Below are 15,177 nucleotides of genomic sequence, written 5' to 3' on the forward strand. Positions count from 1 at the left end.
AAGGTCATGAAAACATTGCGCGGCCACGAACGGACGATCAAATCACCGCCATGCAAAGCTTGAAAATCCTGCTGCTCGGCGCCGCCATCGGATCGGCAACCGTTCTTCCCGCCGCCGCTTCATCATCGTCGTGGTACAACAGCGAAGGCGGCAAGGTCCGGCTGGTGACCAGCGGCAAGGCCGATGCCGCCGGCCGCATCCAGGGCGTTCTCGACATAGCGCTCAAGCCCGGCTGGAAGACCTACTGGCGTGACCCGGGCGACGCGGGCGTGCCGCCGCAGCTCGACATTTCAGCCAGCACGAATATCGCCGACGCCCAGCTTTCCTTCCCGGCGCCGCAGCGTCATGACGAAGGCTATGGCAAATGGGCAGGCTACGACTATCCGGTTTCGCTGCCGGTCGTCTTCACCCTGTCGGCGGCCAAAGATCCAGCCGTCATCGACGCCGACATCTTTCTCGGCATTTGCGAAACGATCTGCATTCCGGTGCAGACGCGGCTGACCGTCGACCCCGGCTCCGATCCGGACAATGCCGAAGACACGGCGCTGGTGAAGGCGAGCTTCGCGGCGTTGCCCACACCCGCAAGCTCCGATTTCGGCATCAACGTGCTGCCGGGCGACCACGAGACGCTGGTTGTCGAGGCGAGCTTTCCCGGCGATCCGGAGGCGGCGGATTTCTTTGTCGCCGGCGAGCGGGACTACATGTTCGGCACTCCTGCCCGCAGCGAAAAGGACGGCAAGCTGATCTTCACCGTGCCGATCCTCGACCGCCCGTCGACAACGCCGACGGATGGCGGGCTTCATTATACGCTGACGAGTTCGACCGGCGCCGTCGAAGGGCTTCTGCCATTTCCCTAAAGCGCGTCGCATTGAACGGATTCATGCGACGCGCTTCAAAATCCTCTCTTAGTCCCAAAACCGCTGCGCACTTTTGGGCGACATGGACTGATGCCGCTCCTTGACGGTTGCAGAGGGCCGTCGAGTTCGCTACGCAATCACACGACCTCCCCCATTTTCCCAGACGAGGAACTCATGACCCTTTCCGTTGGCGACAAGCTGCCTGATGTGACCTTCAAGACGATGACCGCCGACGGCGCGAAGCCGATCACGTCGGCTGAGATTTTCACAGGCAAGAAGGTTGTGCTTTTCGGTGTTCCGGGCGCCTTCACGCCGACCTGCAGCAACAACCATTTGCCCGGCTATCTCGAGAACCATGACGCCATCCTGGCACGCGGCGTCGATACCATCGCCGTCGTTTCGGTCAACGACGTCCACGTCATGGGCGCCTGGGCGCGCTTCACAGGCGGGGAAGGCAAGATCCTGTTCCTCGCCGACGGCAGCGGTGACTTCGCCAAGGCGGTCGGCCTCGACAACGACCTTTCCGCAGCCGGCATGGGACTGCGCTCGAAGCGGTTTTCGATGATCGTCGATGACGGCAAGGTCACCGCGCTCAACGTCGAGACCAAGCCCGGCGTCGACGAGTCCGGCGCGGCTCATATTCTGGGACAGCTCTAAAATATCGGCGACAGCGTCGGGCCAGGGACCGCAAGGTCGCCTCGCCCGACAGCTTTGGGGGGACCGCGACGATGTCTGACATCTTCTGGCGCAGTATCGCGATCGGTATCGGCGCCACGGCGCTGATGGATATCTGGGCGATTTTCCTGAACACGGTGTTTGCCCAGCCACGACCGAACTGGGGCCTGGTCGGCCGCTGGGTGTGGCATCTCAGGGAAGGCAAGGTCTTCCACGACGATATCGGCGATGCAAAGCCGTACGCGCAGGAAGTGTCGCTGGGCTGGGCCTTTCATTATCTTGTCGGCATCGTCTACGGCATCATCCTGGTCGCGCTGGCGGGAACGGCATGGCTGGCGGCGCCGACCTTCCTGCCGGCCTTCATCCTCGGCATCGTCACCGTCGGTGCCGGCTGGTTCCTGCTGGCGCCTGGCATGGGTGCCGGTTGGGCCGCCTCGAAACGGCCCAACCCGATGCGGATCCGCGCCCTCAACCTGGTGTCGCACACGGTGTTCGCGCTCGGGCTTTACGGCACGGCGTTGCTGATCCGCTGAACCGAAGTTAATCGTCGCGACGCTGCACCGGCACGTCGATCGGCTGCCATCCGTGGACAACGCGGTGTGCTCCGACATCGTAGGCGAAGTGGTTGCCGCCGCCCGCCGGCTGATCCGCTTCGCGGCTGATTTGACGACCGCTGAGGGCGAGCAGCAGCAGCGTTCCGACGCCGCCATGGCCCACAAAGGCAATGTCGCTCGGGTCGGCGGCGCCGAGCACAGCGTCGACCTCGCTCACGATGCGATGCTGGGCATCGATGGCCCGCTCCCATCCACGAATGCTGTCATGAGGGTTGGCGAAGAACTGGTCCGCGACCGCTTCGAACTCCGGTGGCGGCAAGAACCCCGTCGCGGAGCGGTCATTCTCATGCGTCCTTTCCCTCACCTCGGTGGCAAGACCAAGATGCGTCGCAAGGATTTCGGCGGTTTCCAGCGCCTTGCGTTCAGCCGACGACACGATGCGCCGGATCGACCCAACCCAGGGCTGGTCGAGCATCGCAACCGCTCTCGCCCGTCCAATGTCGGATAGCCCCCATTCCGGCACGGGAATGTTGGCATCGACCTGAACCTGGGGATGGGTGACATAGTGGAGGATCGGCACGATAGACATCTTCCTGCCTAGGAGCCGCCTCGCTCCCGGGGTTCAATAACTCTGGGTCGAGCGCCGCGCCTTCGCTGCTACCGGCTGTTTTGCCTGCGCAGCTGGCTTCGGCGCAGCAGCGGGCTTGACCGGGCCTTTCTTGAACGGCGCCATGCCTTCACGCGCGAGTTCGTCGGCGCGCTCGTTCTCGGCATGGCCGGCGTGGCCCTTGACCCAGTTCCAGGTCACCTTGTGACGTCTGTTGGCCTCATCCAGCGCTTGCCAGAGCTCACCGTTCTTGACCGGCTTCTTGTCGGCGGTCTTCCAGCCGTTCTTCTTCCAGCCGTGGATCCACTTGGAAATGCCGTCCATGACGTATTTGCTGTCGGTGTGAAGGTCGACCGTGCAGGGTTCCTTCAACGCATTCAGCGCCGAGATGGCGGCGAGAAGCTCCATGCGATTGTTGGTGGTCTCCGCCTCGCCGCCGGAAAGCTCCTTGGTGGTGCCGTTGAAGCGCAGGATCGCGCCCCAGCCGCCAGGGCCGGGATTGCCCGAACAGGCGCCGTCGGTGAAGATCTCAACGTGTTTGCTCATGCCAATCCATATTCCGAAGGAGACCTGATCGCCCGATGGAATCGCATCCTGCGGATATATTCGGTCGGATCGCGTTTCATCACCAGCCCGCCATTGGGAACGGTCAACCAGTCGTAGAGCCGGGTCAGCATGAAGCGTAGCGCCGAGCCGCGCGCCAGCATCGGCAGCGCCGCCTTTTCCTGGTCGCTCAGGGGACGCACGCTCTGATAGCCGGCCAGCAATGCCTTGCCCTTGGTCAGGTTGAAGGAAAAATCCTTCTCGAAGCACCAGGCGTTGAGGCAGGTGGCGACATCGTAGGCGTAGAGGTCGTCACAGGCGAAATAGAAGTCGATCAGGCCGGAAAGCTTCTCGCCGAGAAAGAAGACATTGTCCGGGAAAAGATCGGCATGGATGATGCCTTGGGGAAGGTCCTTCGGCCAGTTCCGCTCGAAGTCGCCAAAGTCGGCATCGACCTCGGCCGCAAGGCCCGGCTCAACCTCGTTGGCGCGGTCGCGGGCGGCGTTCCAAAGCTTGCGCCAGCCGTCGATGGCGAGCGCGTTCGGGCGCGTCATCGAGAAATCGGCTCCGGCCAGATGCAGGGCCGCCAGGGCCTTGCCGACCTCGCCGCAATGCGTCGATGTCGGCCGCCGCAGTGAAAGCCCTTCGAGGAATGTGATGATGACCGCCGGCCGGCCGGCGAGCGTGCCGATGACGCTGCCGTCATGCGCGGTCACCGGCAGCGGGCAAGTGACGCCTTTTTTGGCGAGATGGCCCATCAGACCGAGGAAAAACGGCAGATCCGCCTTGTCGACGCGCTTTTCATAGAGCGTGAGGATGTACGAGCCGCTGGAGGTGTGCAGCAGGAAGTTCGAGTTCTCGGTGCCTTCGGCGATGCCCTTGTAGGACAGAAGATTACCGACCGGATAGTGCTTCAGGAATGCGCCGAGTTCGCCCTCGGCAACGTCGGTGTAGACCGCCATATGCCTTACGCGGCTCCATTGACGAAAGCCATGTCGGCTCGCGTCAGTTCGACATCGCGCAGTACCCGCATGACCGGAAAATCCTCCGTTTCCGTGGCCGTGACGGCCAGGTCGATCGTGACGTCGAAGCGCTGGCGGAACGCGTCGATGATCTCGTCGACAATGATCTCCGGCGCCGACGCTCCAGCCGACAGGCCAAGCGTCGAGATGCCGGCGATGTCATTCCACGGAATCTCGGCGGCGCGCTGCACGAGAAGCGACATCGAGGCGCCGGCACGCTCCGCCACTTCCACAAGACGCCGTGAATTGGAGGAATTGGGCGCGCCGACGATCAGGTAGAGATCAGCGCCGGCCGCGGTCTCCTTGACCGCCTCCTGGCGGTTGGTGGTGGCATAGCAGATCGATTCCGCCGCCGGGGCATGCAATTGCGGAAAACGATCCTGCAAGGCGCGGATGATGCCGGCGGTGTCTTCGACCGACAGCGTGGTCTGGGTAACGAAGCCAAGCGCCTGCGGATCGGCAGGCGAAAGCTTGGCGGCATCAGCCTCGGTCTCGATCAGCGTCACCGTGCCGTCCGGCAGCTGGCCCATGGTGCCGATCACCTCCGGGTGTCCGGCATGGCCGATCAGCAGCACATGGCGGCCAAGTCGCTGGTGGCGCATCGCCTGCTTGTGGACCTTCGAGACCAGCGGGCACGTGGCGTCGAGATAGAAGAGGTTGCGCGCCTGCGCGTCCGCCGGCACCGATTTCGGCACGCCATGCGCCGAGAACACGACCGGCGACTGCCGATGTTCGGCGGGAATCTCGGAGAGCTCTTCGATGAAGACGGCACCAAGGCTTTGCAGTCCCTCGACGACGTAGCGATTGTGCACGATCTCATGGCGAACATAGACCGGCGCGCCATATTTCTTCAGCGCCAGCACGACGATCTGGATGGCGCGGTCGACGCCGGCGCAAAAGCCGCGCGGCTGGCAGAGCCGGATCGTCAGGGGGGGCTTGGTGGTTGTCTGAAGCATTAAATCCTGGCCGGTTGATCAAAGCCGAAATGAGGTGCCTACCCCTGCCCTGTCAAGTGCAAGGGGACGGCGGTCGCCTTCATTCCTCTTTCAAGGGGCGGCGAAGCCGCAGAATGAGCACTGCGGCGAGTGCGGCGGCGAGGCCATACCAAGTCATCGCATATTGCAGATGGCTGTTCGGCAGGTCGATGATGGTGACGCCGCCGACCGGCAAGCCGCCCGGATTTGGCGTCTTGTCAGCGTCGATGAAGATCGGCACCAGCGTGGCGCCCGCCGGCAGCCCGGCGCTCGCCGCCATCGCGTCGCGGTCCTTCCAGTAGAAGATGTTCTTCGCCACGTCGTTGTCGGGAAGCATCATCGACGGTTTTGCCGGCAGCGGATTGCGGGCGAGGCCGGTGACCGTCACCTTGCCCGTCACCTGCCCCTTGGCGCGCTTGCCGACATCCTTGAGATCGTAGGGTACAAAGCCGCGATTGATCAGCACGAAGCGGCCATCGTCGAGGGCCAGCGGCGTGTAGACATTGAAGCCGGCGTCGCCTTCCCAGGTGGCATAGAAATGCCGTTCGCCGGAATGCAGGAAGGTGCCGCTGACGGTCACCGGCGTATAGTCGACGTCCCCGGTCGAGGCGAATTCCCTTTCGACCTCGGCGAGCGGCTGCGGTGCCGAGTGCGTACGCTGATCGATGGTCTGCAGCAGACCTTCCTTCCAGTGCAGACGCTGGACCTGCCAGGTGCCGAGCGCCAGCAGGATCAAAAACAGCACCAGGCCAAGGCCAAGCAGCAATGCCGTCCTTGGCCGCGAGCGGCCTCCAGCTCTAACGGATGCCTCGCTCATTCGCCGCGATCCAGCCGGCCCTCGGCCGCCTTGTTGCGGTATTGCAGTGTGAGCAGCACGCCCTTGATCAGCCGAAGCGCCGTCAGGCACAGCGCAACAGCCAGAGGAATCCAGAGCAGCAGATGCAGCCAGAGCGGCGGGCTGAGCGTCACTTCGACCCAGAGCGCCAGGCCGACGATGATGAAACCGATGATCAGGATGACGAAGACCGCCGGTCCGTCGCCGGCATCGGCGTAGGAATAGTCGAGGCCGCAATTGGTGCAGCGCTTGCCAACGGTGAGGAAGCCGGAAAACAGCTGCCCCTCGCCGCAGCGAGGGCAGCGGCCGTGCAAGCCGGCCGAGATCGGATCGATGGGCGGCCAGATCGCCTTGTCGTCGCTCATTGCTTACCGCTCGATCTCGATCGGCGTCCCATCGGCCACCATTGCCCAGATTTCGTCCATGTCGGAGTCCGTAACCGCAATGCAGCCGTCGGTCCAGTCGACCAATTGAAGCAGCCAGCCCCACCAGCCGAAACCGTTTGGCTGGCGGTGGATCATGATCATGCCTCCCGCATCGACACTGCGTGTCTTCGCGGCGGCCAGATCGTCGGCATTGGGATAGGAAATATGGATCGACTTGTGAGCGATGCTGTTCGGGTTGCGCCAGTCGAGGACATAGCGCCCCTCCGGTGTGCGTTGATCGCCCTCCTGGTGCTTGTGGCCAAGCGGATCGCCGCCGAGCGCGATGCTGTAGCTTCGCAGGACCTTGCCGCCGCCAATCAGTTCCAGCCGCCGGTCCGACTTGCCGACACGCACCAGATCGACTTTCTCGCCAGCAAGGGCCGGCGCTGTGGCGATCATGCACGCGTAAATGGCACAGAGAAGAGTTAGCCGCATCGGCCATCGATCGGCGATCATTGCGCCGAAATGAAGAAGGCGGCCACGTCGCCGCGGCCGCCTTCTTTTATCCCTGGAGCCTGTTCCATCCCGATGAATCGGGATGGGCTCTATCCCTTTGTTTTGCTCAGGTCGAAATCAGTGGGCTTCGATAACCGCGCCGGCCGATCCCCAGACATAGATCGCTGAGAACAGGAACAGCCAGACAACGTCGACGAAGTGCCAATACCAGGCGGCCGCCTCGAAGCCGAAATGCTGCTTGGGGGTGAAATCACCCTTCATCGCCCTGAGCAGGCAGACCAAGAGGAAGATGGTGCCGATGATGACGTGGAAGCCATGGAAGCCGGTCGCCATGAAGAAGGTAGCGCCGTAGATGGAATCCTTGAAGGCGAACGGAGCATGAATGTACTCGTAGGCCTGCACCATGGTGAACAGCATGCCGAGGCCGACGGTCAGCACCAGGCCGTTGATCAGCCCCTTGCGATTGCCGTGGATGAGCGAATGGTGCGCCCAGGTGACCGTGGTGCCCGACAGCAGCAGGATGATGGTGTTGTAGAGCGGCAGGTGGAAGGGATCGAGAACCTCCATGCCCTTCGGCGGCCAGACACCGCCGGTAAACGCGGTGCGGGCGTATTGCTGCACCTCGCCCGGAAACAGGCTGGCGTCGAAGTAGGCCCAGAACCAGGCGACGAAGAACATCACCTCGGAGGCGATGAACATGATCATGCCATAGCGCAGATGCAGCGACACGACACGCGTGTGATGGCCCTCATGCGCTTCCTTGATCGTGTCCGACCACCAGGCGAACATGGTGTAGAGGACGATCGCCAGGCCGATGAAGAACAGCCACGGATTGGCGATGTTGAAGCCGAAGATCGGGAAGTCGCCGGCCTTGAGATACTGCATCAGGCAGACACCGCCGATTGCGGTCACCAGCGCGCCGATGGACCCCAGGAACGGCCACGGGCTCGGGTCGACGAGATGGTAGTCATGGTGTGGTTTTGCGTGCGCGTCTGCCATATCAACCCCCGAGATTTGCTTCGGTATTCGAAATTGTCTTGCTGCTGCCTTGGACCGGCACTGATGACGCGACCGGCTTGCTCTTCTCGACCGGGAACATCGTATAGGACAGGGTGATTGTCTTCACGTCCTTCAGTTCCGGTACATTTACGATATCGGGATCCACATAGAACACGACCGGCATGTCCAGCGTCTCGCCGGGCTTCAAAGTCGTATCGGTGAAGCAGAAACACTCGACCTTGTTGAAGTAGGGCCCCGCCAGTTCCGGCTGCACATTGAAGGTGGCGCGGCCGGTAACGGGGCGATCGAACTTGTTGGTGGCCTGATAGTGCGCCTGCACGGTCTCGCCGATCTTCATCGTCATCGAACGATCGACCGGCTGGAAATCCCAGGGCACGCCAGCGATGTTGGCGTCGAAACGGACAACGATGTCGCGGTCGAGCACCCGGTTCGCGTATTGCTGCGTGGCGCGCCGCGTGGTGCCGCCATAGCCCGTCGCCTGGCAGAACATCTTGTAGAGCGGCACTGCGGCATAGGCCATGCCGATCATGCCGCCGAAGAAGGCAAGGCAGACAAACGCGACGACGCGGTTGGTGTTCTTCCTGCTGGCGGTCACCTGGCTCATTGTGTTCTCACATCGAGCCGGGGTGATGACCGAATTTCACGATCGTCGCGATGTAGAAAATGATCACCAGCACCGCCAGCGCCAGGCCTATGGCGACAGAACGATTGCGTCTGGCTTTCCTCTGCCGCTCGGTCAGCGTGACCAGCTCGAGCTTTTCTTCGATCATGGTCATGCTCCACCCATGGCAAGCGCGCGCTCGACGACGCTGTCGGCGAGATAGGCGGCGAAAATGGCGAAGAGATAGAGCAGCGAATAGGCGAACAAGGCCTTGGCCGGCTTCATCACGCGGTCATCGTTGGTCATGCCGAGCACTTTCCACGCGTACCAGACAAAACCCAACCCAAGCAGCACGGCGGCCACACCATAGACCGGCGTGGTGTAGCCCAGGATCCATGGCAGCACGCCGACCGGCGCCAGCAGCAGCGCATAGACGAAGATCTGGCGACGGGTCGAAGCCTGGCCGGCGACGTTCGGCATCATCGGAATGCCGGCGCGGGCATAGTCTTCGGACTTGAACAGCGCCAGCGCCCAGAAATGCGGCGGAGTCCACAGGAAGATGATCAGGAACAGGACAAAGCTTTCCAGGCTGACGCTTCCGGTTACCGCGGCCCAGCCGATAACAGGCGGAATGGCACCGGCGGCGCCGCCGATGACGATGTTCTGCGGCGTCCAGCGCTTGAGCCACATCGTATAGACGACGGCATAGAAGAAGATCGTGAAGGCCAGCAGCGTCGCCGACAGCCAGTTGACCAGCACGCCCAGCGTCATCACCGACAGCACCGACAGCACCAGCCCGAAACTCAGCGCTTCGCCCGGCCGGATGCGGCCGGCCGGCACCGGACGAGAGGCGGTGCGCGTCATCACAGCGTCGATGTCGGCATCGTACCACATGTTGAGCGCGCCGGACGCCCCGGCGCCGATGGCGATCGACAGGATGGCGATCACCGCCAACAACGGATTGATGGTCACCGGAGCCGCGACCAATCCGACGAAGGCGGTAAACACCACCAGCGACATGACGCGCGGCTTCAGTAGGGCGAAGAAATCGCCCGCCGTCGCTTCCGACATGCGGAAGCCCGCTTCGTCAATGCTGGTTTCGTCGACTAGGGCCATGCGTACTCAAGTCCATCGTTCCGTTTGGCCAAAACCGCCGGCAGGCCGACGGTTTCGATTCCATGGAGGCTGCCGCCTTACTTGATCTTCGGCAGCTGCTCCCACTGGTGGAAGGGCGGCGGCGAAGGCAGCTGCCATTCCAGTGTCGTGGCGCCTTCGCCCCACGGATTGGCACCGGCGACCCGCTTCTTCTGGAAAGCCTCGAACACGCCGTAGAGGAAGATCGCCACGCCGACGGCCGAGATATACGAGCCGTAGGACGACACCATGTTCCAGCCGGCAAACGCGTCGGGATAGTCGATGGTGCGGCGCGGCATGCCGGCAAGGCCGAGGAAATGCTGCGGAAAGAAGATCAGGTTGACGCCGACGAAGGTGACCCAGAAATGGGTGTTGGCGATGGCGAAGGAATACATGTAGCCGGTCATCTTCGGGAACCAGTAGTACCAGCCGGCGAAGATGGCGAAGACCGCGCCCAGCGACAGCACGTAGTGGAAGTGCGCGATCACGAAATAGGTGTCGTGCAGCGAGCGGTCGAGACCCGCATTGGCCAGCTGGACGCCGGTGACGCCGCCAATCGTGAACAGGAAGATGAAGCCCAGGGCCCACAGCATCGGCGGCTTCAGCGAAATCGATCCACCCCACATCGTGGCGATCCAGGAGAAGATCTTCACGCCCGTCGGCACCGCGATGACCATCGTGGCGAAGACGAAATAGCGCTGCGTGTCGAGCGACAGGCCGGTCGTGTACATGTGGTGGGCCCAGACGATGAAGCCGACCGCACCGATGGCGACCATCGCGTAGGCCATGCCGAGGTAGCCGAACACCGGCTTCTTCGAGAAGGTCGAGACGATGTGGCTGATGATGCCGAAGCCCGGCAGGATCAGGATGTAGACTTCGGGATGGCCGAAGAACCAGAACAGGTGCTGGAACAGGATCGGATCGCCGCCGCCGTCGGGCGCGAAGAACGTCGTGCCGAAGTTGCGGTCCGTCAGAAGCATGGTGATGCCGCCGGCAAGCACCGGGAGCGACAACAGCAGCAGGAAGGCGGTGACCAGCACCGACCAGGCGAACAGCGGCATCTTGTGCATCGTCATGCCGGGCGCGCGCATGTTGAAGATGGTGGTAATGAAATTGATGGCGCCAAGGATCGACGAGGCACCGGCAATATGGATCGACAGGATCGCCAGATCCATCGCCGGCCCGGGCTGGCCCGAAGTCGACAGCGGCGGATAAAGCGTCCAGCCGCCACCGACGCCATAGGCGCCAGGCGCGCTCGGCATGAAGGCCGAGGCGATCAGAAGCAGAAAGGCCGGCGGCAGCAGCCAGAAAGAGATGTTGTTCATGCGCGGGAAGGCCATGTCAGGCGCACCGATCATGATCGGCACCATCCAGTTGGCAAAACCGCCGATCAGGGCCGGCATGACCATGAAGAAGATCATGATCAGCGCGTGCGCGGTGGCGAAGGCATTGTACATGCTCTTGCCGCCGTCGATCGCGGCGTCACCGTTCATGCCGTAGACCATCTGCGCGAGGCCGCTGAAAATCTGGATCCCCGGCTCCTGCAACTCCATGCGAATGGCGACCGACAAGGCACCGCCGACGATGCCGGCGAAGATGGCAAATATCAGATAGAGCGTGCCGATGTCCTTGTGGTTGGTGGAGTACACCCACCGGACCCAGCCGTGATACGGCTTGTGGTCGTGGTCGTCGTGAGCTGCAGCGCCTGCCATGTTCCGCTCCGTTCCCTGATCTTTTATTGGCCGCGGCATCAGTTGCCGGCGGCCGCTACCTTGTTCTGGCCGTCGACCTCAGCCATCAGCGCCTTGTTGGCCCCGGGCAGGTTTGTCTTGGCTTCCGCCAGCCAGCTTTTGAATTGCGCGTCGGAGACGACGCGGATGGCGATCGGCATGAAAGCGTGATCCTTGCCGCAGAGCTGCGAGCACTGGCCGTAGTAGAGGCCTTCCTTGTCGGCCTTGAACCAGGTCTCGTTGATGCGACCGGGAACCGCGTCAATCTTGATGCCGAAGGACGGCATGGCGAACGAGTGGATCACGTCCGTGGCGGTCACCAGGACGCGGGTCATGGTGTTGACCGGCACGACCATCTCGTTGTCGACGGCGAGCAGGCGTGGATAGATCTTGCGATCTTCCTTGCCGGCACCTGCCCGGTCGCCTTCCTGCAGGATCGCGGAGTTGAAGGAAATCGTGTTCTCGGTCTGGTATTCGTAGTCCCAGTTCCACTGGTTGCCGGTCGCCTTGACGGTCAGCTTTGCGTCTTCCGGCGGCGTGTATTGCGCGGTCAGCAACTGGAACGAAGGAATGGCGATGCAGAGCAGGATAACGACCGGGCCGACGGTCCAGATCACCTCGATCAGCGTGTTGTGGCTGGTCTTGGAAGGAACCGGGTTCACGCTCGCCCGGAATTTGAAGATGCAATAGGCGAGCAGACACAGCACCAGTATGGTGATCGGGACGATGAACCACATCGTGTAGTTCCCGAACCACTCGATCTGCCGCATCATATCGGTCGCCGGCGCCTGGAAGCCGGTCTCCCAGTCCCTGGGCTGATCGGCATGGGCGGATGCGCCGGCGAAAAACGTGGCAGCGGCACTTGCGCCTGCTAGGAATTTTCTCATCGCCCTCATCGTCTCCCAGTTCCTCGAGGCTGTGCCCACGAGAATATCGAACAATGCCGGGACGGGAATCCCAACAGTCTCAAGGTGGTTCAAACCATACTCTTTTTCCCTCCGCAAGAAAGGAGCGGGCGAAACCGTGCGGCATTTTTGCGCGCAAGCCCGGATGTGCCTTTCAAGGCAGCGGCAACGGTCCCGAATCGCATATGATCGGCCATGGCCACATTCCTGCGGGCCGGGCGTGCCGACCGTCGCAATTCGGGCGAAATTGGCTAAGAAAAGCGCCGTATTGGCTGTTTCGGGGCAGACCGGTTGCGGTCTCGTCCTTTACTTGGCTTTGGCGCGGCTTAAAGTGCCGTGATTCGCAATGGAGCCGTCATGAACTCTTGGCTTTCGAGACTTGCGCTTTTGGGAATCTTGGCGCTTTCAAGAATCTTGGCGCTTTCGAGAATCTTGGCGAAGGTCATCTTTCTCGCCGCGTTGTCCGCAATCGGCCCGTCCGTTATCGGCCAGCCCGTTGTCGGCTTGTCCAGCCAGGCCAATGCCGCGCAGCCGAGCGGCACCGTCCGCTCGACGCATGGCGCGTGGTCGATCATCTGCGACACGCCGGCCGGCGCCACCTCCGAGCAGTGCGTGATGATGCAGAACGTCGTCGCCGAGGACCGTCCCGAGATGGGGCTGTCGGTGGTCGTGCTGCGCACCGCTGACAACAAGGCTGAGATCCTGCGCGTGCTGGCGCCGCTCGGCGTGCTTTTGCCCAACGGGCTCGGCCTCAACGTCGACGGCAAGGACATCGGGCGCGCCTATTTCGTGCGCTGCTTCCAGGATGGCTGCTATGCCGAAGTCATTCTCGAAAAGCCGCTGCTCGACACGCTGAAGACCGGCACGTCGGCCACCTTCATCGTCTTCCAGACCCCGGAAGAAGGCATCGGCATCCCCGTCGACCTCAAGGGTTTCGCCGACGGTTTCGCCGCCCTGCCCTGAGAGCTCGGCACTTGCGACGGATCCAACGTCGACGTCACTTTTGGTTGATGAAGTCGTCGATGTCACTGGCCATTGAACCCCAGTTCGAGAAATGTTCCTCAAGGTTGGCCGTGGTGATGCCGCCAAGGAAGCTGACATCCATCCTGACGGGCTGTCGACGACGATCGCATTTGTCTTCACAATGCGGCGGGGCGATTGTCTCGGCGCCTCTTCGCGCCTACATCGTGGCAAAGAAGCATTCCTCCTGTGAACGGACGCGCCATGAACAGCCTGATCGGCCAATTCGACATTTCAGACGATCGCATCAAGCAGATCGTCACTGAGACCATCAGTGGCGCCGACGACGGCGAACTGTTTCTCGAATACAGCGAGAGCGAAGCGCTGATGTTCGACAACGGTCGGCTAAAGACGGCCAACTTCAACACCGACCAGGGGTTTGGCCTGCGCGCCGTCGCCGGCGAAGCCAGCGGCTATGCCCATTCCAGCGACCTTTCCGAGGCCTCGCTGCTGCGCGCCGCCGACGCTGTTTCAACCGTCAAGGGCGGCTATTCCGGCACGCTGGCCGCGGCGCCGGCCCGCACCAACCGCCATCTCTATGGCGAGGAGAATCCGATCCCTTCGCCCTCCTTCGAGGTCAAGGCAAAGCTGCTGCAGGAAATCGACGCCTGGTTGCGCGCCGAGGATGCGCGCGTGCGCCAGGTTTCGGCCTCGCTGTCCTCATCCTGGCAGCATGTCGAGATCGTGCGCGCCGATGGCCAGGTGGTGCGCGATATCCGCCCGCAGGTCCGTGTCCACGTCTCTGTCGTCGTCGGCGATGGCGACCGCCAGGAGAGCGGCTCCTACGGCATGGGCGGACGCAAGGCCTTCGGCGATTTCCTTGTCGAGGACAGCTGGAAGCACGCCGCCAAGGAGGCGCTGAGGCAAGCGCTGGTCAATCTCGAGGCCATACCGGCGCCGGCCGGCACCTTCGACATCGTCCTGTCCAGCGGCTGGCCAGGCGTCATGCTGCACGAGGCCGTCGGCCATGGGCTCGAAGGTGACTTCAACCGCAAGAAGACCTCGGCTTTCGCCGGCCTGATGGGCCAGCAGGTCGCCGCCAAGGGAGTGACAGTCGTCGACGACGGCACGATGCCGGAGCGGCGCGGGTCGCTCACCGTCGACGATGAAGGGACCCCGACGGCGCGCAACGTGTTGATCGAGGACGGCAAACTGGTCGGCTACATGCAGGATCGCCAGAACGCCCGGTTGATGGGCATGAATGCCACCGGCAACGGCCGGCGCGAAGGCTATGCCCACCAGCCGATGCCGCGCATGACCAACACCTTCATGACGGCGGGTGACATGGAGCCGGACGAAATCATCGCCTCGGTCAAGAACGGTATTTATGCCGTCTCCTTCGGCGGCGGTCAGGTCGACATCACCTCGGGCAAGTTCGTGTTCGGCTGCACCGAGGCCTACATGATCGAGAACGGCAAGGTGACGCAGCCGATCAAGGGCGCGATGCTGATCGGCAACGGGCCGGACGCCATGCACCGCGTTTCCATGATCGGCAACGACATGAAGCTCGATACCGGCATCGGCATGTGCGGCAAGGCCGGTCAGGGCGTCCCGGTCGGCGTCGGACAGCCGCATCTCAGGATGAACCAGATGACCGTGGGCGGCACGCGGGTTTGAATGATCGGCATATCCCAGAAACATCGCCGTCCAAGCGATGTTTTCCGGGGTGCAGCCGACCATGCCCCAGAGCCAAAATCTTCATCCTGACAGGCGCCGGCATTTCGGCGTAATCAGGTGCCGCATCGTTGCTCGACTCTGTGGAGGTCTGGGCCAGAGACGACGCTTTCCACCCGAATCCCTTTCGGCACCTTTGAAGCGA

At 62.5% G+C, this 15,177-nt stretch carries 18 protein-coding genes; 5 read left to right on the plus strand and 13 right to left on the minus strand.

Going from position 1 to position 15,177, the window contains the following annotated elements:
- Positions 1-50: 50 nt before the first annotated feature.
- From AC07FD_RS03390 to AC07FD_RS03400, 3 genes are all read left to right on the plus strand, one after another.
- Positions 51-857: a protein-disulfide reductase DsbD domain-containing protein gene (locus tag AC07FD_RS03390; protein WP_478348647.1), complete on the plus strand. Its 807-nt coding sequence runs from the start codon at positions 51-53 to the stop codon at positions 855-857.
- A 174-nt stretch (positions 858-1,031) separates the two neighbouring features.
- The gene (locus AC07FD_RS03395; protein ID WP_478348648.1) at positions 1,032-1,514 is read left to right on the plus strand and encodes a redoxin family protein; all 483 of its coding nucleotides are present in this window, start codon (positions 1,032-1,034) and stop codon (positions 1,512-1,514) included.
- Positions 1,515-1,585: 71 nt separating this feature from the next.
- Positions 1,586-2,065, plus strand: coding sequence for a DUF2938 domain-containing protein (locus tag AC07FD_RS03400; protein ID WP_478348649.1), 480 nt, complete (start codon positions 1,586-1,588; stop codon positions 2,063-2,065).
- 7 nt (positions 2,066-2,072) lie between these two features.
- Here AC07FD_RS03400 and AC07FD_RS03405 read toward each other — a convergent pair whose 3' ends face one another.
- The 13 genes from AC07FD_RS03405 to coxB form a co-directional block, all read right to left on the minus strand.
- Complete coding sequence (locus AC07FD_RS03405; protein ID WP_478348650.1) at positions 2,073-2,675, minus strand: histidine phosphatase family protein; 603 nt, start codon at positions 2,673-2,675, stop codon at positions 2,073-2,075.
- 33 nt (positions 2,676-2,708) lie between these two features.
- Positions 2,709-3,239, minus strand: coding sequence for a ribonuclease HI (gene rnhA / locus AC07FD_RS03410; RefSeq protein ID WP_478348651.1), 531 nt, complete (start codon positions 3,237-3,239; stop codon positions 2,709-2,711).
- The gene (locus tag AC07FD_RS03415) at positions 3,236-4,198 is read right to left on the minus strand and encodes a homoserine kinase (RefSeq protein ID WP_478348652.1); all 963 of its coding nucleotides are present in this window, start codon (positions 4,196-4,198) and stop codon (positions 3,236-3,238) included. The genes rnhA and AC07FD_RS03415 overlap by 4 nt, the downstream gene beginning before the upstream one ends.
- A 5-nt stretch (positions 4,199-4,203) precedes the next feature.
- Positions 4,204-5,214, minus strand: a complete 1,011-nt coding sequence (gene ispH, locus AC07FD_RS03420) for a 4-hydroxy-3-methylbut-2-enyl diphosphate reductase (RefSeq protein WP_478348653.1) — start codon at positions 5,212-5,214, stop codon at positions 4,204-4,206.
- Between the two features lie 79 nt (positions 5,215-5,293).
- The gene (locus tag AC07FD_RS03425) at positions 5,294-6,049 is read right to left on the minus strand and encodes an SURF1 family protein (RefSeq protein ID WP_478348654.1); all 756 of its coding nucleotides are present in this window, start codon (positions 6,047-6,049) and stop codon (positions 5,294-5,296) included.
- Positions 6,046-6,432, minus strand: a complete 387-nt coding sequence (locus tag AC07FD_RS03430) for a DUF983 domain-containing protein (protein ID WP_095091936.1) — start codon at positions 6,430-6,432, stop codon at positions 6,046-6,048. The genes AC07FD_RS03425 and AC07FD_RS03430 overlap by 4 nt, the downstream gene beginning before the upstream one ends.
- A 3-nt stretch (positions 6,433-6,435) precedes the next feature.
- Complete coding sequence (locus AC07FD_RS03435; RefSeq protein ID WP_478348655.1) at positions 6,436-6,927, minus strand: L,D-transpeptidase family protein; 492 nt, start codon at positions 6,925-6,927, stop codon at positions 6,436-6,438.
- Positions 6,928-7,065: 138 nt separating this feature from the next.
- A complete protein-coding gene (locus tag AC07FD_RS03440) occupies positions 7,066-7,947 on the minus strand; it encodes a cytochrome c oxidase subunit 3 (protein WP_478348656.1) in 882 nt (293 codons plus the stop codon).
- A gap of 1 nt (position 7,948) precedes the next feature.
- On the minus strand, positions 7,949-8,572 hold the full coding sequence (locus AC07FD_RS03445) for a cytochrome c oxidase assembly protein (RefSeq protein WP_095091934.1): 624 nt from the start codon (positions 8,570-8,572) through the stop codon (positions 7,949-7,951).
- A gap of 7 nt (positions 8,573-8,579) precedes the next feature.
- The gene (locus tag AC07FD_RS03450; protein WP_095091991.1) at positions 8,580-8,738 is read right to left on the minus strand and encodes a hypothetical protein; all 159 of its coding nucleotides are present in this window, start codon (positions 8,736-8,738) and stop codon (positions 8,580-8,582) included.
- Between the two features lie 2 nt (positions 8,739-8,740).
- A complete protein-coding gene (locus AC07FD_RS03455) occupies positions 8,741-9,685 on the minus strand; it encodes a heme o synthase (protein WP_478348657.1) in 945 nt (314 codons plus the stop codon).
- Positions 9,686-9,762: 77 nt separating this feature from the next.
- Positions 9,763-11,415 carry a cytochrome c oxidase subunit I gene (gene ctaD / locus AC07FD_RS03460; protein ID WP_111546010.1) on the minus strand — a complete coding sequence of 551 codons (1,653 nt, stop codon included), beginning with the start codon at positions 11,413-11,415 and terminating at the stop codon, positions 9,763-9,765.
- 38 nt (positions 11,416-11,453) lie between these two features.
- Positions 11,454-12,320: a cytochrome c oxidase subunit II gene (gene coxB / locus AC07FD_RS03465; RefSeq protein ID WP_478348658.1), complete on the minus strand. Its 867-nt coding sequence runs from the start codon at positions 12,318-12,320 to the stop codon at positions 11,454-11,456.
- 375 nt (positions 12,321-12,695) lie between these two features.
- Here coxB and AC07FD_RS03470 point away from each other — a divergent pair, with 375 nt between their 5' ends.
- Entirely contained in the window at positions 12,696-13,301 is a 606-nt protein-coding gene (locus AC07FD_RS03470; protein WP_477307372.1) for an invasion associated locus B family protein, read from the plus strand.
- 261 nt (positions 13,302-13,562) lie between these two features.
- Positions 13,563-14,975 (plus strand): metalloprotease TldD, encoded by a 1,413-nt coding sequence (tldD, locus tag AC07FD_RS03475; protein ID WP_478348659.1) that lies wholly within the window; start codon positions 13,563-13,565, stop codon positions 14,973-14,975.
- The last annotated feature ends 202 nt before the right edge of the window (positions 14,976-15,177 follow it).

The sequence above is a fragment of the Mesorhizobium waitakense genome, assembly GCF_056431085.1.